The sequence below is a fragment of the Adlercreutzia sp. ZJ304 genome, assembly GCF_011039075.1.
In the GTDB taxonomy this organism is placed as follows: domain Bacteria; phylum Actinomycetota; class Coriobacteriia; order Coriobacteriales; family Eggerthellaceae; genus Adlercreutzia_A.
In genome coordinates this window covers 15,701-35,774 of sequence record NZ_JAAKEG010000002.1, presented here as the reverse complement: position 1 = coordinate 35,774, position 20,074 = coordinate 15,701, and the positions used below count along the sequence as shown (strand labels likewise).

The window sequence follows — 20,074 nt, the reverse complement described above, 5'->3', positions numbered from 1 at the left end:
AAATAGACACGGGAATCCGGATTTCCATCTTCAAAATGTGAGCATAACGGCATTCCAGTCTTGGCTGAAGAAATACGAAAAGGGTGGTCTTTCGGGTCTTTATCATTCGAAAAAGACGCCATCGATCCTGCCTGAAAGCGTGAAGGAAACAGAAGATAGCCTCAGACGCGAGCTCATCAAAACCCGTATAGAGCTCAAGCGACTATTCGATCTAATAGACTCTCAACAGTGAAAGTAGGCAAACACAGCCATCTATGCGAAACTTCTGAGTAATAGTCTTCCTGCGGATTTAGGGTATCTGTATGAGAATGCAGTCGCACAATTTGTGCACCGGCAGAAATGGATTGTGTTTATATAATTCCTTGGGTGTTTAAGTGGAAATACGACTCCGCAAGAGAAACATTTGGGTTTGCGAGTACATCCTGTTGAAACTCTTTTCCCCAACGGCTCCATAATAACTGCAGATCAGAATTATCGGGCTGTTCCCAAGGTGGAATTCTATTTGCCCAAAACACAGGAGCTCTATTAATTGCTTTAGAATCTGGGTCTACTAGCACTAATTTGTTTAAACTTCTAATGCGAAAGCAGAAGTCTACTGCTGCAATTAGGGCATTTTCATAATCAGTCGCAAACCCACCAACTTCAAGAAAGTCTTCAGTACGAAACATCATACAAGCAGGATCTACAGCGCTAAAATCGCAGATAGCTTCTGCTGTACCGTTGTAGCCTCCGCCCATATTGTTGATAAAACCTTGATTTAGATGACCAATTGTTTTGTTTTCGCGTATGCAAAGCCCTGCATGTTGAATCAAGCCATCTGCATATAGCATTTTTGGTGATGCAATTCCAATATCGTTCCTACAAAACCAGCAGCTAAGCGATCTTACAGATTCTGCTTTTATTTGTACTGTGTCGCATATTACGGCAATTAGTTCATTTTTCGTGTTTTGAGCTTGTTGATTAATCGATTGTGCATATTGTTGCCCTCTAAAGTTTGCTCTGGTTTTAATAATCGATATGTTTGTGTTGCTGGCTGGAAAGTTTGTCCTAAAAACACACGGTATGTCTGTTGTGCTGATTGAGGACGGAAGATTGTGTCGTGTATAATGCGTTTGAAGAACTATTTTACTTGCCTTTTCGATATATGGTTTTGCTTTAACACTGCCACCATTTGTAGATCCTTCATGTTGTCGCCAATGATAGAGTATTTTTGGAATATGTTTAACTATGCCACCGGCATCAACGACCTTTAATGTCAAATCATAATCCTGAGCACCATCAACATCTTTTTTATAAGGCTCAACTTTATTTAAGATTTTGCGACTTATAGTTAAGAAGTGGCAAATATAGTTATGGGATGCTAGTAAATCTGTATTAAGATCGGGCTTAAACCATGGCGCAAAGCGCATACTGGTATCACCTGAAATATTATCTTCATCACAATAAAGCAGATCAATATTCGGATTTTCATTTATTGCAGCTGCGTATTCTGCTAATGCATAAGGAGATAGAGTATCGTCATGGTCTAAAAAGCAGATGTAATCTCCTTGCGCTATTGCTATCCCGACATTGGTGTTTTCAGAAATGCCTAAATTCTCGTTAAGTGCAATTATTTCTATTCTTTTGTCGTTAAGATTATTCAAGGCGCTACATAATGACGTATTTTCCGGACTTGCATTTACAAGGATAAGTTCCCAATTTTGATATGTTTGAGCAAGTACCGAATTGATCATTTGTTTGAAATATTCTTCTGGAGTATTAAATAACGGTACAACAATACTAAATAATGGTTGATGTGCAAGTTTAGAAAGTCGTTCAATAGATACAAATGAGTCGGGTTGTTCATTTATCTGAATCCATTTTTGATACAGACCATCTATTCCAGGATTAACCATCATAGAATCGCGTTGAGCTATTATTTCGTCAATTAATTTGGATGATATTTTCTCAGATCCAATTCCAGATATAGATATTTTGAAACTTTTAATCTTGGCAGGAATTGTTACTGATATCACAGCAGCGTCAGCATATTGACCTTCTTCGATCTGCTCCAATAGAACTATTTGTGCGTCGATATGCATCTCATAGCGACTTATACGTACAGCCTCTATAATCTCTGTTCCTAATTTGGCACCGTTGGAAACACAGAAACGATAACACCTGCTATCATTCTCTTTTTCGAACACTTGGATAAGTTCTATTTTGCTCGAGTGCTTCAAATTGTCTACCCCTTACCAACACGCTTAGAATGCGTAGATAAAAATATACCTATGCTATAAAGAGCCTGTGTAAGTCCAGTATTTCGCATGTTGTAGAAGCTTTTGGACGCTAAACGGAACCAATAATTTGGATAATTTAAATGTGGGCATTTGATTCCAAGCATACTGCAGAAAAGCTTTTTATACCCTGGTGACACTTTGGGGTCAGATAAAACCAGCTCTTTATCCATCCGCATAAACATATGCTCGGTCGCTTCTCGAACATCAGCACGGTCAAGACCTACCACTTCAATTACACCAGCCATATAAAGAAAACCGCGTTGGTTATGTGCCTGCAAAATGCGCCTATCTGTAACGTTTAAGCGTTCAATTATGTCCATCATGTCATTCCATCGTTCAAATGGAATCAGCGGGGTTCTACGAGTAAAGGCATAAGCTTTTTCTGCTGAATCTTCGCGATAGTTATAGAAAGGTTCATCCAAGTAAACGATTTTATCGGTTTGAAGCAGCGCTTCTATCATAAACGGATTATCAGCCCAGCCTGCACCCGGAATTTCGGGAAAGCGAATGTCTTTTTCGTTTAGATAATCGTGCCTGTAAAGCGCCGACCAAATTGAAGGATGATGAGACATATAATCGGTAGCTTCAGCTATTGAAAATGGTTGATGGGTATGTTTAACCAAATTCTTATACGAACAATTCAGCCGCTTTTGTCCTGAGATTTCAGGCATACGGATGCGCCAGTAAGGAGTCTTGATAATGTCTATACGCTCACTAAAGGAATCGCCAAACGCTAACATTTTTTCAACCATGTCTGCATCTATGAAATCGTCTGGTTCTAATATGGCTATCCATTCGCCTTTAGCCTCGTTTAATCCGCGATTGCAGGATGCGCCATAGCCTTCATTCTGCTTATCAATAACACGAAATCTTGGGTCGGCAGTTTCGTACTCGCGCAACACTTCAAGAGATTTATCTGTGGACCCATCATTAATGCATATAATCTCAATGTTTTCATAAGTTTGGTTTTTTACACTGTCAAGCGCTTGCCGCAGATAATCTCCGGGATTATAAACAGGCACAATAAATGAAACGCGTGGAGTCATGTTTCCTGTCATATATACCTTTCAGAAAGAGCTGTGGTGAATGTTAAAATTATACATTAGGTTTATAAGCGTTTACACAAGTGTGTTAGCTGCTCACAATATGGCTTTAAAGGAAAAATATGTTCATAGATTTGTTTCTTGCGGTTGTTGTTGGAGTTGTCTTTTTATGGCTTCCAGGAATTCTGTTGCTGCTTTCGATTCGGCTAGATAAATTAATTGCTGTTTCATTTGCTCCAATTATTAGCACATTACTGTATGCAATTCTTGGGTTCGTCTACGGACAAATAGACGTATTTTCTACATGGCTGAATGTAGTACTTCCTGTTTTAGCAGTTACGATTGTAGTTTTTGTTGTGTCCAAAATAGTTAGAGCTAAAAATGGCTTTCGATACGAATTACTAATTCCAAAAGAAAGAGCCCACGAAGCTAACAAACCTTTTCGCTATAAAAGAGTAATTGTATTTGCTCTTTATATTATGTGTGGCATTGCTGCTACATGCTTAATATTTGTTTCAGGGTTAAGTAACCCCGATTCAGTTTTGCAGGCCTTTGACAATGTTCACCATCTTGGAGTTGTAAGGACATTTGTTGAAACTGGACAATGGAGTTTTTTGCATGTTGCAGCATACGGTGGAATACCTGAGGATATGCAAGCTATTCAAGGCTGGAACTTCTATCCTACGATTTGGCATATGGTTGGTGCAATCCTTGTAAGCGCTGTTGGAGTACCAGTCGCACTAGCGGCAAATGCGACTAATATCTTGTTCGTTGCATTTGTTTTTCCTGCTGGCATGTTTTCTCTTCTTGAGATACTTTTTGGTAAATTTTCTAAAGCTCATATGTTAGGTTGCATTTTATCGTTTGCTTTTGCTGCCTTTCCTTGGAAATTTTTAGTATGGGGTCCACTGTTTCCAAATCTAGCTTCGTATGCGCTTATGGCCCCAGTTATTTTTATGTTTTTAATTCTTTTCGAGACGAAGCGTAGTCGCTACGAACGCGCTTTGGCGACAATTCTGTTTGTGTTGGGATCGATTTGTTTAGTGCTGGCTCAAACCAATGCTGTATTTACAATGGCTGTATTCTTAATTCCGTTCGTAATTATGCAAGCATCACGAATTCCTTTGTTATTGAAAGGCGATAAATGTGCCCTATGGCATCGTTTGATATGCGCCGGATTATCAATTGTAGTTATTAGTGCAATTTGGTGTTTACTATATGAAACTCCTTTTTTGCATGAAGTGGTTAGTCATGTCTGGCCGCCTTTCGAAGGCAAACGCCAGGCATTAATAAATGTGGCAATGCTATCGTTTAACGGAACGCAGCCGCAAATTGTATTAGGCTTTTTAGTAGTTGTTGGTATTTTTGCTTCTTTCGTTTATCGCAAATTGCGTTGGGTAACAGTGGCATATGTAATGATGTGCATTATTTATATCGTTTGTGCAGCTTCAGAAGGAATAATCAAACAGGTACTTGGAGGGTTTTGGTATACAGACACAATGCGCTTAGCTGCTTCAGCTGCGTTATATGCTATACCTCTTGCATGTTTAGGATTAACTACGCTACTTTCATTGATTAGTAAATTTGTATTAAGTGTAGCTTCTAGACGCCAAAATGTAGAGAAAATAAGCAATGCCGCTCAGGCGACAGTGGCTCTTATCTTTATTATTGCAGTTTTCTCTCCAGTAAGCTTCATATCAACTTTGATGGGAGTACGTCCTGCTTTGCTAGACATACATGAAACGGTAAAGGCTGTATATGATTCGAAAGCGCCAAACGTTTATGATGCAGACGAACGCAGTTTTGTTCAGAAAACACTAGATATTACAGGCGATGATATTGTTTTGAACATGCCTGACGATGGATCAGCTTTTGCTTATGGTATAGATGGTCTTAATGTGTTCTATCGCTATACGCGTACATACGGGAATGAAGATGAAATCGAAATAAGTAAGATAATTCGTGAAAACCTGAATAATGTTTCTACTGATTTGTCGGTGCAGAAAGCTGTGGAGCAGACAGGGGCACAATACTTAATCAAGCTAGATCAGGATGATCAATACATAAGACAAAGTCCGTATCTTTTCACATATGACGAATCGCTTTGGGAAGGTGTCGATGGAGTAAATGACGATACTCCCGGTTTTGAGATAGTATTGTCTGAAGGCGATATGCGTCTTTATCGCATTGCAGACATTTAATATTTCTTAATACTGTTTAGCGTTTCGACATATCTTCTAAACGTTTTTCCAGTAATGCTACTTGTTGTGTAAGGCATTTTGTTTTTTCAGTTTCTCGACTGATTGCACGTGCATGGCTCAAAGATATCAGCAAAACAAAGAAGAATCCGGTAAGAAAAATAAAATTCGACGCAGTGTCAAAACCAAGAGCAGATGATAGAGCAAAGATTGGCTGCGGGAAAATAGCTAACGCGAAAATGACGATGCTAAGAGCTATCCATAAAAGAGAAAATCTCAACATGAGCCTATGTAGTTTCACCTGATAAAGCGTATACAACAGGAATATTACACATATGATGCCTACAGCTATTCGTAGTTCTAACGGCATGAGTTCCTCATTTCCCGCGAGTCAATCCTTGTAGGATGACTGAAATAGTTACTTTCAACATATAATAGATACTAGAGAATGCCTTAATAGACGAAGCGCCACCTTGTCGCTCGTGCATAGTGGCGGACACTTCTGCTACTTCCAGACCGGCCTTTAGTGCTTCCACTATTGATTCCGGTTCAGGATAATCGCTGGGATAGTGTTTACAGAATAAATTGATGGCATTTGTGTTGCATGCGCGAAAACCTGAAGTCACATCCATAATTTTATAACCTGTCATAAGTTTTATTACTGCAGAGAGCCACTTAATTCCAGCGCGGCGTAATCCGGTAGACTGAAATGAAGATTTACTTTTGTCGACGAATCGCGAACCCACAACCAAATCAGCACCAGTTTCGATACTTGCAACTAAAGCCGGTATCGAGCTTACGTCATGCTGACCGTCGCCATCGAATTGAATATCTACAGCGTAACCATGTTCTCTTGCATACCTATGACCAGTTTGTACCGCTCCACCAATTCCCAGATTAACGCTTAGATTCAAAACGGGAATGTTTACATCTCTGCATATATCAAGAGTGTAGTCTGTAGAACCATCGTTTATTACTACGCAATCGTAACCTGCAGACATTACTTTAGATACTGTAGATAAAATGGCTTCCTGTTCATTGTAGGCAGGAATAATTACCAATACATCTTCCTTTTTATACTGCGTGGATTTTGATGGTGACAAATTATGTGAAGTATCGGTAATCACATGTTCTCCTAAACAAAAACAACTTTACGATATAAAACGAAATTCCACAGTACAACACACGCCATTGTTATTAACTTTGCGATTAGGGAATCCCAACCTATAGACACCAAGAAACTAATAGTTATGGTTGTGAATGCTAGGTTGAATGCAAAAAGTAGTAAATACTTTACAAGTGATAATAAGGGGTTTTTGGTTCCCTTAAATGTGACAGTTCCATTTAGAAGAAAATTATAAATTGTTGCAATAACAACTGCCACAATGTTCGATAATTCTACGTTTAATATTTCAAAGTGATAAAGCAGCTGGAATAGAATCAACTCAATCAATGCGCTAGATACTCCAACAAAAATATAAAGCGCACCTTGTCGCAAGATGGATGTTTTCGCGTGGGCATTGCCCGTCGAAGCGTTTTTCGAATCATCGCTTGTTTCTATTTTGGTATTGCCTGCCAAATTGCACTTCGCCTTTCGCTTTAAACTATGTGAACCATTATATTAATCTTAGGTCGTTTTCCTTTTCTAAAGTGCAGAAACGGAAAATGTCTAAGGTTTGCTATGCATGTGTGTTATCGAATGCGCTAATGCTATCCCAGATGGGTAAAGTAGCGTGTTTTCAATAACTGATTAAGTGTATTCTGGTGAGACTTGTTTTTACAGAAAGGGTGCAAAGGCGAAATGCATAAGGTTGTCATACAAGATGACTTTAGTTTGGTGAAGATTGCGCGAAGTGGGCAGTGTTTTCGCGTGCACGAAGTAGATGCGGGCTGGTGGCGCTTTATTGCGCAAGACCGCGTTTTGTACATTCGCCGCGCAGAGCAGCCACAACAATACAGTTTTGAAAAGCCCTACGCTGCTGGTGTTTACGAAATAAGCGCGCCTCAGGAAGAATGGGATGAATTTTGGCATAAATACTTCGACATGGAACGCAACTACTGCGCCATTCGTCAGACCTGTGATGGGCGCAGCGAATTTGTAGATACCGCCATGCGTTTTGGCGCAGGGCTTCGCGTGTTGAATCAGGATTCATGGGAAATGCTGGTAACGTTCATCATTTCGCAGCGCAAAAGTATTCCTGCCATATCGCGCGCGGTAGAAGAGTTGTCAAAGCGTTTTGGTAGACCAATCTGCGATACCGAGCCGCTGTTCGCATTTCCTACACCGGCTGCTATTGCCGCCGCATCAGACGACGATCTGAAAGCATGCGGACTAGGTTATCGCGTTTCCTATGTGCGAAGTGCAGCAACTATGGTGGAATCTGGTGAACTTGACTTAGCCGCCTTAGCAGATTTTTCTGATGAAGATTTGTTCGCGGAACTTCAGCGCGTACATGGCGTAGGCAAAAAGGTAGCCAACTGTGTGTGCTTGTTCGGATACGGGCGCAGTCAAATGGTTCCTGTCGATGTGTGGATAGAACGCGCCATAAACGATGAATGCGCCGGCTGCGACCCATTTGCGCAATTCGGCGCTAACGCAGGCATTATGCAACAATACGTGTTCTATTACATGACCAACCGATAAAGCTAGCGGCTAGTAAACACCGCATTAATACAATCGGGAAGATTACGTTCAGAAGCTTCGCAGCCTTCACTCCATCCTCCCGATTGTATTGATGCGGTCCTGTTTTGCCGCAGAAGCCTATTCAGCCGACTCCAAACTGCCAGCCGCCAATTCAAATGCAGCTTTCATCGTAGGATTTTTGCGCGTGAGTCGCTTTACGGTAAGACCCTCTAGCTTTTTGTTCGCCTGTTGCATATTACGATCAGAGCTGGTCAGTTCATCCTTTATTTTCTCAAGCTTTTTAATAGTTGCGTCAATATCTTTTATGGCATCTTGGAATTTGCGGCTAGCAAGTTCACAATTGCGTCCAAAACCGCTTTTAAAATCTTCCAGCGATTGTTCGAAGTTGGTCACATCTATGTTTTGCTGGCGTATTTCGGCAAGCTGGTGGCGGTAATCCATCGACTTTAGCGCAGCGTTTCGAATAAGCGTAATTAGAGGAATAAAGAATTGCGGGCGTATGACATACATTTTCTCAAATCCAGACGCATAACTTACATCCACAATTCCGGTGTTGTAATAATCGCTATCGCGCTCTAACAGCGAAACCAGCACAGCATATTCGCAGCCTTTTTTATGCCTATCGCTATCTAACTTCTTGAAATGGTCTTCGTTGCGTTTTTTATGAACCGAATCATCGGCTTCTGTTTTCATTTCGAACATTATTGACACAATTTCGTCGCCATTAGCATCCAATTCGCGATAAATATAATCGCCTTTGGTGCCTTCGCTTGCATCGTTATCTTTTCCGAATTGCGCACTTTGAAACCCGGTGGCGCGTAATTTGTTGAATTCGTTTTCGCAGTACTGCTCTAAGCTTTCGCCCAACATTTTTACTGTGGTTTCGGCGCGCATATGACGCATGTCTTCTATTTCGCGTTCGCGCGTGGCAATTATTTCATCCTTAAGCTGAAGCTTCGATGCCAACTCAAGTTCATGGGCAGCCGCCGCGCGCTCAGCTTCGGCACGTTCGCGCTCAATTTGCATCGCCAATTCGTCGCGCTCATGCTCTATTGCACGAGCCGCCTCTGCCGCAGCGTTTTGGGTCTGCTGAATAGCTAGTTGCTTCTGAGCTTCAGCTTGCGCTTCTTGCGCTTCCAGTTTTTGCGTCAATAAATCAATTTGCTGCTTGGCTTTTTGAATAGACAGCTGCTTTTGCATTTTGAATTGCTCTTGTTGCATTGCTGTTTGGCGCTCTATTTCTTGGCGAAATTCACTGTCGCGCACCTGTTTCAGTATTTCGGCATAACCACTTTCGTCAACCGTGAATACTTCGCCGCATCGGGGGCATTTTATTTGATTCATGCAATGCGCCTTTCCAATCAAGTTTCCTTGATTGTCTCACAAAGTTCACCATCCGGCTTATTCATGTTGACATGTCCGCATATTCCCAAGTTGGAAAATATGCGACAAAATTCGTGCACTATGTCTAGATTTTTGAATATTGTGGAAATTCCCACACTTAAATCGTTGCCGAATGTGCAAATAACAAAATTCAGATCGTTTGTTGAAGTAAGCACATTTACACTTTTTATGTGTCCGTCAGTGCATTCATCGAACGTTAGTTGCCCAAGATTTGAAACTGCACTAGTTATGTCGCGCGCAGACACGCGGGCGGCAAAATTTAGTACCCAGTCCTTCAAAAACAAAGGCGCTATATGCAAAAATGGGTTTTTCTCCAATGCTGTCATGCGATTCATGCGCCGTTCAAGTTGCTCTGGTTGCGCCGCTTCACTTAATTGTAGTTGTACCAGTTGTGCAACTTCTTCCAGCGACTCTAATTCGCGGTGCGGCATATAACTTATGGTAACTAAACCGAAAAAGTTGCGCATAGTGTCCGTTTCAAAAAACTGCCTCAAATCTACCGGAACCGTAAGGCGAATAGGTCGTTTCAAAGCATTGCTGGGCATAGTTGCGCGAATGGCATTTATGACCGCAGCTATCATGAGAGACGTAATGCTTACATCAAATTTGTGCGCCACTTCCAGCACTTCTGATGCTGAAAGATGATATTCCATGTAGGTGGGGTTATTCCGATCGCGCAGACCACGTATGCGATAAGCGCGTCGCGTTGGCGTAGAGCCCGCTTTGTGCGGCTCGTAGTGTTTGTGAAACCCATCCTCGTTGTATTGGGGGCTGTCGTAGTCGATATGCTTCATAGAAGCACACGATGCGCCATATTGCTCTTCCACATACGACTGCACTAGCACGCGAAAGAAGCCAAGTGTGCCGCGCCCATCCGATATTATGTGCGAAACCTCTAAGTTGGCACGGTTGCGAAAGTAGCTTACACGAAACAATGTACTGTTAGGACCGGTATGCAACCTAAAGCACGCTGGAATACTTTCGGGCTGCACTTGCGGTATTGAAGCTGCTGGTTCTAAATGATGCCAAAAAGCGCCATTGCGCAGGCAAACGTTAAAGCCGGGAAACCGCTCTATAGTGTGCTCTAGTGCTTTTTGCAGCACCTCTGGGTTCACTTCATCGACAAATTCTGCCGAGAAGCGAAACACGGTTTGCCAAGGACCAGTAGATTCTGCCGAGTAGAATTTGCCTACGTTATCTAATTTGTATCGATTAGCTTTATCCATGCCGGTCTTCTTTCTGCGGGCAATTCGTCACCATCTAAAAAATGCTTCATTATGGTGTAGGTGTCACGCACCAAACTTATTGCAGCTGGATACAGGAAATACCCGTGTATTCCATCTATCATGCGGAAACATTCCACGGCATTTCCATCTTCGTGAAGACGCTCGGCATACACTTCTCCTTCATCGCGCAACGGGCAAAATTCTGCGGAAATGACCAGCGTTCGCGGCTGATTAGAAAGATCATCCGCAATAAGCGGTGCAAAATAGGGACTTTCAAGATCTTCTGGTTTGCTCAAATACATATTTATATAGCCAACTATTTCTTCCCGAGTCAGAAGGTACTCTTCGCCGTTTTCGCGCACGGAATTGAAAATGGTTGTTTCGCTGTGGTCGTCGTAAACCAGTGGGTAGAGCAGCATTTGTGCGCGCGGCAGAAATTCGCCGCGGTCGCGCGCCAAAAGCGACATAGCTGCTGCCAGATTTCCGCCCGCGCTATCACCAAAAATTACTATGTGCTCAGGATCTACATCGTAGAGCAGTTCTCCCGCGAAAAGCTGACGCGCTACTTCGTAGCAATCTTCCAAGGCGGTGGGGAATTTATATTCGGGAGAACGCCGATAATCAACCGCTAAAAGCCTTCGCTCTAACTTCAGCGCTGTGCGCATACAAGAATCGGTGTAGAAATCTACATCGCCGTTTGCCCAGCCTCCACCATGAAAAAACAGAATAGTGCCGCGAAAATCGTCGTTCACGTGCAAACCATTACGCAGAGAAAAATCTATATCTAGCGGGGTGAATACCCGCAATGGTATGTCGTAACCATCTTTTGAAGTGGCTGTTATATTGTCAACGCGACACCGTGGGTCTACCACAGTAAGTTTCGATGTGGCATCTTCTGCAATGCGTTGTTGCTTGTAAGATTCCTGAATATTATTGCCCGCTTTTAGTCGAGTTATAGCTTTTGCGGCGGCTACAATTGCTTTGTTCAATGGCATATTCCCGCCTTTCCTCAGTGTTACATACACATAATAGACAGTGCCAATAATGTATGGATATAAAATAGCATCGAAATGGTTAAACATAGTTCTACGAAATCATTTCGCAACCGATTTGAATAGGAAATGAATATGGAAAATGGCAACAACCACCGTGTTTACGAGGATATAGAAGCCGAAGGGCACTTAATAGATTCGAATATTTTGTCGCGTATGATGAGCGGCATTGTAGAACTAGATGGCGAATATGAAGTGCTGTCGTTTCAGATTGGGCGCGGAAATGAGAATCCATCCACTATGACCATGCGCGTGTTCGGGCGCGATGGCAGCCACCTTACGGAAATGTTGCGCATGCTTCACGGTTTGGGCGTTGTGCCAGCACATCCGGGCAATGTTTCCGTGGAATCCGCGCCAGCCGACGGCGTATTTCCGGAAGGCTTTTATTCCACAACCAACTTGGAAACGCAGGTACGCATAGGCGGCGCGTGGTATCCGGTTTGGGGAACCGAGATGGACTTGGGAATTTGCGTAGATACGGAAGCGCATCGCGCATGGGGCGTGCCCATTTCACAAGTGCGCAAAGGTGACGCAATAGCTGTGGGACAAGTGGGCATACGTGTTATGTCGCAAGAGCGTTTGCGCGAAAAAGAAGAATTTGAGTTTATGAATTCTACTGCCAGCAGCGAAAAGCCCAAAGGACAAATAATTCGCCAAGCCGCGGCGCTACTTCGCGAAGTTCGCGAATCTAATCAAGCGATAATTGCAGTAGTTGGACCTGCAGTTGTGCATACCGGTGCAGCCGAGCATTTAAAACGCCTTGTGCGCGCTGGTTATATAAACGTGTTGTTTGGTGGAAATGCCGTAGCTACGCACGATATTGAGTCGGCTCTGTATGGCACTTCGCTTGGCATTGATATGGCTACAGGCGTTTCTGTGCCGGGTGGGCATGAACATCATTTGCGCGCCATAAATCGCATTCGCGCTTGTGGGGGCATTCGTCAAGCGGTCGAACAGGGCGTTTTAACCGATGGATTAATGCATTCACTTGTGGAAACGAATACGCCGTATATATTGGCGGGCTCTATTCGCGACGATGGTCCACTACCCGACGTTATAACCGACACTATGAAAGCGCAGGAAGCTATGCGCCCGTGGTGTCAAAAGGCCGGCGCATGTTTAATGATGTCTACCATGCTGCATTCAATTGCTACGGGAAATTTGCTGCCTGCATCTGTTACTACTGTGTGTGTAGATATAAACCCTGCAGTAGTTACAAAGTTGTCCGATCGCGGCAGTTTCCAAACTATAGGCATAATTACCGACGTAGGTTTATTTCTGAAACTTTTGGCAGACGAATTGAACTGCTAACGCGCTCCATCTGCGCTTTGTTAGCAATTTCTGCAAACCGAAGTGACAAAATAGCTACTCATCGGTGGTTATGAATGCCACCATTATGCACATTAGCAACATGCCAACAATATCGTGCATTGTGAATGCGGTGCCCAACCAAAGCGCAGCCATTATAGTTGCGCTAACGGGTTCTATTGCGCCCAGCAAACTTCCCTTTACCGAGCCTACAATAGATACTCCGTGCAGATAGAAGCCATAGCCGCCGATGGTTCCAACAATTACAAGCCCCACTATAAAGACTAGCCATTCAAACGCGCCAAACCCTGAAAGCACGCTAACGGCGTTCATAGCGCCCGCGCTTTGAACTGCATATATGGGTATGGCGAAAATTGTGCCCAGAAACATGCCAAGCCCCACCACGACCACACTTCCAAATTGCTCGAACAGCCCAAATCGTTTTGGAACAAGAATGTAAAACGCAGTAGATAAGCCCGTGGCTATCCCCCATGTTAATCCAGCAACATCTATGCTAAGTACATAAATGTTGCCCTGTGTAGCTATAAGAACAGTGGCAATTATGGCTATAACCAGCCCAATAAATTCTTTTACACGCGGCAGCTTATGCGTTGTTGTACATACGAACAGCATTACGAAAACGCTGCCTAGCATTTGAAGAACTGTAGCTGTGCCTGCATTCGTTATTTGTACTGTTTGTGCATAACACAGTTGGTTTGCGTAAAGCGAAAATGCAAATAGCAAAATGCCTGCAATTGTTCGGCGGCTTGTAAATACGGCGTGCACGGTTGCGCGTTTACGTATAAGTAGAAATGCAAAAAATAAACTGCCGCCCAATACTACGCGCATAAGCGTAACCAGTGTTGGTGGTGCGCCGCCTTCCGTGGTAAGAAATTGCACGCTGGTGCCAGATATGCCCCAAAGAGTTCCGCCCAGAAGCGTAAACGCTATGCCTGCCCACATTTTTCTCTGTGCGTTTTCCATGAATACATCATAAATTAGTTTGGCGAAATGTTTGGAATGCGCTGAAAATTAAGTGAGGTCTGCGGGAATTCTGACTGTTTGTGTTCTAGGGCTGCACGTGTTTGCTAGTTCATGCGTCTGTATACGTCGCGGCGATGCCCTATTCGGAAAAGCTGTATTGTTATAGTGTCGCCATCTACTATGCCAAGCAGACGATACACCCCTACACGCCAGCGCCAACCGTTTTGAACTCCTTGCAGTTTTTTACAGCCGGAAAGTGCCTGAGGGTTTGTGCTGCCTTCTAGCTGGTCTTTTATGAATGTCTGAATCAATCTTCTTGTTTTAGGTTCTATGGATGCTAATTGCTTTTCAGCTTGCTTCTTGATTATTACCCTATATCCCATATTACTCGCCATACTTCTGAATGAATTCATCGATAGTTATACCAGTATCGCTTTTGTCACGACGACTTTCTGCAATAGCCATTTTCAGATCGTAGGCATCCATCTCGTCTTCCAGACGCTCTAGCGTCCACTGGCGAACCTGTGCAGAGAAGCTATTCCCGTTTAGCTGGGCAAATGTGTTAATCCATTCTTTTTCGTCTTGTTCGAAGCGGATGGCGGAAGCTGTCATAGCCATAATCTGTCTCGCTTTCATACGTTGAATCTATAATACGTATACATCGTATACGTATTATAGCAAGCTTGCCTGTTCCCCGCCACATCTAAGCAGCGCAAAGCTAGAAATTATCTGGAAGTTTTACTGAAACAGTGGCTCCATCTTCGCGCTTGAATGTGGGGTTTAGTCGCACCGTGCGCTTGATTTGCCCAAATTCCGATGCGTGTTCGCTTATAAATTGCCTAGCATCTGCCAAATTTACATGACAATAACCGCCGGGATTCTTACGTAAATACTCTTGATGGTAATCTTCAGCTGGAAAAAACGACTGCAATTGTTGGGCTTCCACTACTATTGGCGCTTCAAAATGCTGCTGAAGTTCCTCTAACGCTTCGGAAACCACGCGGCAATCGGCACTATCTGTCCAGTAAATTCCCGTTCTGTACTGCGTTCCAGAATCGTTTCCTTGCCGATTCAAACTTGTGGGGTCTATCGTGCGCAAAAATGCTTGCAGAAGCAGTCGGGGGCTTATCACATTCGGGTCAAATTCTACACGCACGCATTCGGCAGCATTTGTGTCGCCCGTACATACTTCCTCGTAAGTTGGCGCTTCAGTTGTGGCATTTGCATAGCCTGTTTCTGTAGCTAAAACACCGGGCAGCTTATCAATGTAGGCTTGTGTACCCCAAAAGCATCCGCCCGCTAGGTATATTTCCTTAACCATGTCGAATTCCCCTTTCGAAATCAACTTAGGGCTATTGTGTTACTTCTAAATGCGTTGCGCCCAAAAAAGTACAAACTGTTTAACAAAAGATGAAATACAAACTTTAGACATACGTGTTTTCAAGAAGCACTATTTCTGCACCACGTTTTGTGGGCAGCCATATATTTAAGTCAACCTGAGTAGGAATACCCGGTATATTGCCCGCATTCGTGTACTGCCATATGGTGAAATCAAGCGGTGCTGTGGGAATTTCTGTGTCGTATTCCGCAAGCCAAACTGGAAAAGCATCGCGCACTTGCCGACTTAGCTTCTTTAAGTCGCGCTGGTTGCCGTATAGAAGCGGTTCATATCCGGCAGCTGTTATCGCTTCGCAGAATGCAGCTGCGTTTTCAGACAGCTGTTCACCCGACAAATTATTTGCGCGGGCACCATCAATATTTACCGCTTCATGGTCGTATGCTATTGCTTGAAATTTTGCACCGGCAGCTTCGGCAATATGCATTTGTTCAAGCGCAAATTCTGCTTCTTCCCGCGCTTCGTCCGCAGTTATGGCTTGCGAAAAGAAATACCCCGACGTGGGAATTTTCGCTTGCTGCGCACCGCGGCAATTTGCCAGAAATTCTTTATCTACCTTTAATGCTCCTGCAGTAGATCCACGATTTCCAATGCGTATAAATGCGAATTGCACTCCAGCAAGCTGCACCTGACTCCAGTCAATTGTTTTCTGGTGTTCGGAAACATCTATGCCCCAGTGCGACAGCAGCACCCCATTCTCGCTGTATTCCAGCCTCTCGCCATTGCGCACAAGACCGTTCCAGTCGTATGGACTCATGTATACATTTTCGCGAATAATAGATGGGCGGTTTTTGCTGCATCCAGTCATACACGCAACAGCCATAGCTCCCATGGCTATTATGGCTGCGCGCCTTGTCATTAGATGGCGGCTGGGCGCATTCCTTATAGGTTTATTGCATTTATATTTGTGCATGTATTTTGCAAATCGGCTTTCAAACGTATTGTCGTATAGATTATGCCAAAATATGCTTAAAACATACGCAATAACTTTGTTTCTAATGTTTCTAATATATAAGCAAGTTCGATATAGTTTTGTTAAGAAGTGCTGAGAAGTGAATTCAAATATGTAGCAAAGGGGCGCACATGATTTGCAACGATTTTCTTGGTGATAAAGTTGGACGCTTGGGTTTTGGCGCTATGCGGCTGCCCGTGATTGATGGCGATCAGGCAAATATTGACCAATCGCAGCTAGATCAGATGGTGGATGCAGCGTTTGAAGCTGGAATTAATTATTTCGACACGGCGTATCCCTACCATGGGAACACATCAGAGCAGGTGCTCGGGGAATCGCTGGCACGTTACCCACGCAATAGCTTTTACCTAGCTACAAAATATCCGGGGCATCAAATTTTGAGCACTTACAACCCGGCGGTAATATTTGAAGAACAGCTGCAAAAATGCGGAGTTGAATATTTCGATTTCTATCTGCTGCACAACGTGTGTGAAAATTCGATAGATATTTACACCGATGAAAAATGGGGAATTGTTGACTATTTTATTGAGCAGAAACGGCTGGGCAGAATTCGCCACTTAGGGTTTTCTAGCCATGGACGACCTGACAATTTGGCTGCGTTTTTAGACTATGGCGCGCGCAAATACGCTGAACTTGTTAAGTGTGATTCGAAGACGGCAGCGCTGTTTGTTGGTCGAAATGTTATGGAATTTTGCCAGATTCAGCTGAATTATTTGGATTGGACGCTGCAGCGCGCATCCGAGAAATGCGCCATGCTTGAAAGCGCGGGAATTCCTATTGTTGCAATGGAGCCATTGCGCGGCGGAAGACTGGTAGATTGGCAAGATGAACAACTTAACGTCGTGCAGGCTGCTCGTTCAAACAGAAGCCCTATAGAGTGGTCGTTTCGCTGGCTTCAAAATATAGCGAATGTGAAAGTAGTGCTAAGCGGCATGTCGAACCTTAACCAAGTGCACGAAAATTGCAGCTACTTTGCCGAAGCTGCGGCGCTTACGCAAGCGGAAACTGCAATGCTGGCAGACGTAGCCGAAACGCTTAAAGGTGGCGTGCCATGCACCGCCTGTCGTTACTGCACGGCTAGTTGTCCACAGCAAATAGACATTCCGGTTATGTTGGCAACCTACAACGATCTTCAATTTGCCAGCAACTTCACTATATCTATGCAAATGGATGCTGTGCCTGAGGGACAGCGCGCTAGAGATTGCATTGATTGCAGGGCGTGTAGCCGCATATGTCCGCAGCTAATAAACATTCCAGAAGTGCTTTCAGAATTAGCTGGCGCACTAGAGACGATGCCAAGCTGGGCAGAAATGTGTCGCCAGCGTGAAGAGGCTGCCAAGAAAGCCCGCTTAAGAGATTAAATGCGTAACTCGCTTAGCGCTGCGCCGCATATTTGTGCCACTGACTTAAAATAGCCAGCAAATAGACTGTTTTATAAGCCATTACCATCTAAAACTCGGAAAAGGAGATGAAGCATGGCTGTTACGGTTTCTACTTTTCAAGAAATGAAGAGGGCTGGCAAGAAAATTTCTATGCTTACCGCCTATGACTACACTACGGCGCATCTAGTTGACGAAGCTGGTGTGGATTCCATTTTGGTAGGCGATTCGCTGGGAAATGTGATGCTTGGTCTTGGCGACACAATACCGGTTACTATGGATGACATGGTGCGTCACACAGCCGCGGTAACGCGCGGCGCAAAAAATGCACTTGTTATAGCCGACATGCCGTTTATGTCTTACGAAACTTCCGCATACGATGCGGTGGTAAACGCAGGTCGCCTTGTAAAAGAGGGGCGCGCAAACGCCGTGAAACTTGAAGGTGGCACCGAAATGGCAGACCGCATACAAGCCATAGTGCGGGCAAAAATTCCCGTGTGCGCACATATTGGTCTTACTCCTCAGGGCATAAACGCTGTTGGCGGGTTCAAAGTTCAGGGCAAAACTACAAGCGGCGTAAAAAAGTTACTAGAGGATGCGCACGCGGTACAAAATGCCGGCGCATTCGCCGTAGTAATAGAAGCTGTGCCGGCTGAGGTGGCAGCGCTAATTACACGCCAGCTATCCATTCCCACCATAGGCATAGGGGCTGGTGCTCAATGCAGCGGGCAAGTGCTAGTCAACCAAGATATGTTAGGCATGTTCGACGATTTCACACCAAAATTTGTGCGGCGCTTTGCTGAAGTTGGCGCGTTGATGAAGCAAGCTTATCGTGAATACGACGAATGCGTAAAAAGTGGCGAATTTCCTACAAAAGAGCATTGCTATGCCACACCTGCTGGCGTGCTAGATGAATTGGGCGAACTGTAGCGAAGAAGGGAGACATCGTGCGTATTGTTAGTTCTATCGCAGAAGTAAAAGATGCAGTGGCACAGTGGAGAACTTCTGGGCATGCAGTTGCACTAGTACCAACTATGGGATACTTACATGCGGGGCACGAAAGCTTAATGGACGCGGCACGCGCTGCATGCGACAAAGTGGTGGTGTCGGTTTTTGTAAACCCCATACAATTTGGTCCGAATGAAGACTACGACAGCTATCCGCGCGATTTAGACCACGATGCTGCCATATGCGAAACGCATGGGGTAGATCTAATATTTCACCCCGAGGTTCAAGAAATGTATCCAGAAGGGTTCGCTACGTATGTGTCGGCGGATGCGCTAGCAGAAACGCTTTGTGGCGCGTCGCGTCCGGGGCATTTCCGCGGAGTTTGCACGGTGGTTAACAAGCTGTTCAACATTGTGCAACCCAATATGGCATTCTTCGGTCAGAAAGATGCACAGCAGCTAGCCATAATAAAGCGCATGGTGCGCGATTTGAACATGAACGTGCAAGTTGTAGGTTGTCCAATAGTTCGCGAAGAGGACGGTTTGGCGAAAAGCTCGCGAAACACCTATCTGTCAACTGAAGAGCGCCAAGCAGCACTTGTACTTTCGCGTGCTGTGAAAAAGGGATACGCCGCCGTGGAAGCCGGAGAGCGCAACGCGGCGAAACTGAAGCAGCTGATGGCAGATGTTTTGAGCGCTGAACCGCTTGCTCGTATAGATTATCTTGAGGTAGTAGACGGTCTTACAATGCAGCCAATTGACACTATTAATGAATCGGTATTAGTGGCTATGGCGGTCTATATAGGCAATACAAGGCTTATAGACAATTTCATTTTCGAGGAGTAGCAGTTGCTTATACACGTGCTAAAAAGCAAGATTCACCGCGCTACTGTAACGCAAGCCGAATTAGATTATGTAGGCTCAATAACGATAGATGCTTCGCTGGCAGAAGCTGCTGGCATCGTTGAATATGAGAAGGTGCAAGTAGCTAATGTGGACAACGGCAATCGTTTCGAAACATATGTAATATTCGGCGAAGCTGAAAGCGGCATAATTTGTTTGAACGGCGCGGCGGCGCATTGTGCATGTGTGGGAGACAAAATAATAATAATGGCATACGCCGAGATGACCTTAGAGGAACACAACGACCCTGCGAATGCGCCCCATGTGGTGTTTGTCAATAGCGAAAATCGTATTGTTAAGCATGCGCGCTATGAACTTCATGGTCGGCTAGATTAAAT

General features: G+C 44.2%; 20 protein-coding genes. 7 read left to right on the top strand and 13 right to left on the bottom strand.

From position 1 onward, the window contains the following. Positions 1 to 350: 350 nt before the first annotated feature. Together G7Y46_RS01430 and G7Y46_RS01425 are read right to left on the bottom strand one after the other, a co-directional pair. A complete protein-coding gene (locus G7Y46_RS01430; RefSeq protein ID WP_165251908.1) occupies positions 351 to 2,219 on the bottom strand; it encodes a glycosyltransferase in 1,869 nt (622 codons plus the stop codon). Positions 2,220 to 2,224: 5 nt separating this feature from the next. Further along, the gene (locus G7Y46_RS01425) at positions 2,225 to 3,337 is read right to left on the bottom strand and encodes a glycosyltransferase family 2 protein (RefSeq protein WP_241157003.1); all 1,113 of its coding nucleotides are present in this window, start codon (positions 3,335 to 3,337) and stop codon (positions 2,225 to 2,227) included. Between the two features lie 107 nt (positions 3,338 to 3,444). Here G7Y46_RS01425 and G7Y46_RS01420 point away from each other — a divergent pair, with 107 nt between their 5' ends. After that, on the top strand, positions 3,445 to 5,523 hold the full coding sequence (locus G7Y46_RS01420; RefSeq protein WP_165251906.1) for a DUF6541 family protein: 2,079 nt from the start codon (positions 3,445 to 3,447) through the stop codon (positions 5,521 to 5,523). Positions 5,524 to 5,539: 16 nt separating this feature from the next. On the opposite strand, the gene G7Y46_RS01415 is transcribed toward G7Y46_RS01420, so the two are convergent. The 3 genes from G7Y46_RS01415 to G7Y46_RS01405 are packed head-to-tail and all read right to left on the bottom strand — an operon-like array spanning position 5,540 to position 7,099. After that, positions 5,540 to 5,890: a DUF2304 domain-containing protein gene (locus G7Y46_RS01415; protein WP_165251904.1), complete on the bottom strand. Its 351-nt coding sequence runs from the start codon at positions 5,888 to 5,890 to the stop codon at positions 5,540 to 5,542. A gap of 7 nt (positions 5,891 to 5,897) precedes the next feature. Continuing rightward, positions 5,898 to 6,647, bottom strand: a complete 750-nt coding sequence (locus G7Y46_RS01410) for a glycosyltransferase family 2 protein (RefSeq protein WP_241157002.1) — start codon at positions 6,645 to 6,647, stop codon at positions 5,898 to 5,900. 8 nt (positions 6,648 to 6,655) lie between these two features. Then, positions 6,656 to 7,099 (bottom strand): GtrA family protein, encoded by a 444-nt coding sequence (locus G7Y46_RS01405; RefSeq protein WP_165251902.1) that lies wholly within the window; start codon positions 7,097 to 7,099, stop codon positions 6,656 to 6,658. A 222-nt stretch (positions 7,100 to 7,321) separates the two neighbouring features. On the opposite strand from G7Y46_RS01405, the gene G7Y46_RS01400 reads away from it, so the two are divergent. Further along, positions 7,322 to 8,164: a DNA-3-methyladenine glycosylase 2 family protein gene (locus G7Y46_RS01400; protein ID WP_165251900.1), complete on the top strand. Its 843-nt coding sequence runs from the start codon at positions 7,322 to 7,324 to the stop codon at positions 8,162 to 8,164. 117 nt (positions 8,165 to 8,281) lie between these two features. Here the strand turns inward: G7Y46_RS01400 and G7Y46_RS01395 are convergent, their stop codons facing one another. Genes G7Y46_RS01395 through G7Y46_RS01385 form a run of 3 tightly spaced genes read right to left on the bottom strand, consistent with a single transcriptional unit; the run spans position 8,282 to position 11,789 of the window. Further along, positions 8,282 to 9,508 carry a DUF2130 domain-containing protein gene (locus G7Y46_RS01395; RefSeq protein ID WP_165251898.1) on the bottom strand — a complete coding sequence of 409 codons (1,227 nt, stop codon included), beginning with the start codon at positions 9,506 to 9,508 and terminating at the stop codon, positions 8,282 to 8,284. A gap of 17 nt (positions 9,509 to 9,525) precedes the next feature. Then, complete coding sequence (locus G7Y46_RS01390; protein WP_165251896.1) at positions 9,526 to 10,794, bottom strand: alcohol acetyltransferase; 1,269 nt, start codon at positions 10,792 to 10,794, stop codon at positions 9,526 to 9,528. After that, positions 10,767 to 11,789 (bottom strand): alpha/beta hydrolase, encoded by a 1,023-nt coding sequence (locus G7Y46_RS01385; protein ID WP_165251894.1) that lies wholly within the window; start codon positions 11,787 to 11,789, stop codon positions 10,767 to 10,769. The genes G7Y46_RS01390 and G7Y46_RS01385 overlap by 28 nt, the downstream gene beginning before the upstream one ends. Before the next feature lie 132 nt (positions 11,790 to 11,921). Between G7Y46_RS01385 and G7Y46_RS01380 the strand changes: the two genes are divergently transcribed. Continuing rightward, positions 11,922 to 13,157: a TIGR00300 family protein gene (locus G7Y46_RS01380; RefSeq protein ID WP_165251892.1), complete on the top strand. Its 1,236-nt coding sequence runs from the start codon at positions 11,922 to 11,924 to the stop codon at positions 13,155 to 13,157. 54 nt (positions 13,158 to 13,211) lie between these two features. Here G7Y46_RS01380 and G7Y46_RS01375 read toward each other — a convergent pair whose 3' ends face one another. From G7Y46_RS01375 to G7Y46_RS01355, 5 genes are all read right to left on the bottom strand, one after another. Next, positions 13,212 to 14,138 (bottom strand): DMT family transporter, encoded by a 927-nt coding sequence (locus G7Y46_RS01375; RefSeq protein WP_165251890.1) that lies wholly within the window; start codon positions 14,136 to 14,138, stop codon positions 13,212 to 13,214. 104 nt (positions 14,139 to 14,242) lie between these two features. After that, the gene (locus tag G7Y46_RS01370; RefSeq protein ID WP_241157001.1) at positions 14,243 to 14,521 is read right to left on the bottom strand and encodes a type II toxin-antitoxin system RelE/ParE family toxin; all 279 of its coding nucleotides are present in this window, start codon (positions 14,519 to 14,521) and stop codon (positions 14,243 to 14,245) included. Between the two features lies 1 nt (position 14,522). Then, the gene (locus G7Y46_RS09070; protein WP_206214156.1) at positions 14,523 to 14,774 is read right to left on the bottom strand and encodes a DUF6290 family protein; all 252 of its coding nucleotides are present in this window, start codon (positions 14,772 to 14,774) and stop codon (positions 14,523 to 14,525) included. 82 nt (positions 14,775 to 14,856) lie between these two features. After that, positions 14,857 to 15,459 carry a peptide-methionine (S)-S-oxide reductase MsrA gene (gene msrA / locus G7Y46_RS01360; protein ID WP_165251888.1) on the bottom strand — a complete coding sequence of 201 codons (603 nt, stop codon included), beginning with the start codon at positions 15,457 to 15,459 and terminating at the stop codon, positions 14,857 to 14,859. Between the two features lie 103 nt (positions 15,460 to 15,562). Then, on the bottom strand, positions 15,563 to 16,393 hold the full coding sequence (locus G7Y46_RS01355; RefSeq protein WP_241157000.1) for a GH25 family lysozyme: 831 nt from the start codon (positions 16,391 to 16,393) through the stop codon (positions 15,563 to 15,565). A gap of 224 nt (positions 16,394 to 16,617) precedes the next feature. Here G7Y46_RS01355 and G7Y46_RS01350 point away from each other — a divergent pair, with 224 nt between their 5' ends. The 4 genes from G7Y46_RS01350 to panD all read left to right on the top strand — a co-directional run bounded on the left by G7Y46_RS01350 (position 16,618) and on the right by panD (position 20,072). Next, complete coding sequence (locus G7Y46_RS01350) at positions 16,618 to 17,868, top strand: aldo/keto reductase (RefSeq protein ID WP_165251886.1); 1,251 nt, start codon at positions 16,618 to 16,620, stop codon at positions 17,866 to 17,868. A gap of 114 nt (positions 17,869 to 17,982) precedes the next feature. Then, positions 17,983 to 18,816 carry a 3-methyl-2-oxobutanoate hydroxymethyltransferase gene (gene panB / locus G7Y46_RS01345; protein WP_165251884.1) on the top strand — a complete coding sequence of 278 codons (834 nt, stop codon included), beginning with the start codon at positions 17,983 to 17,985 and terminating at the stop codon, positions 18,814 to 18,816. Between the two features lie 17 nt (positions 18,817 to 18,833). Next, complete coding sequence (gene panC / locus G7Y46_RS01340) at positions 18,834 to 19,679, top strand: pantoate--beta-alanine ligase (protein WP_165251882.1); 846 nt, start codon at positions 18,834 to 18,836, stop codon at positions 19,677 to 19,679. A 3-nt stretch (positions 19,680 to 19,682) separates the two neighbouring features. Beyond that, on the top strand, positions 19,683 to 20,072 hold the full coding sequence (gene panD, locus G7Y46_RS01335) for an aspartate 1-decarboxylase (RefSeq protein WP_165251880.1): 390 nt from the start codon (positions 19,683 to 19,685) through the stop codon (positions 20,070 to 20,072). The last annotated feature ends 2 nt before the right edge of the window (positions 20,073 to 20,074 follow it).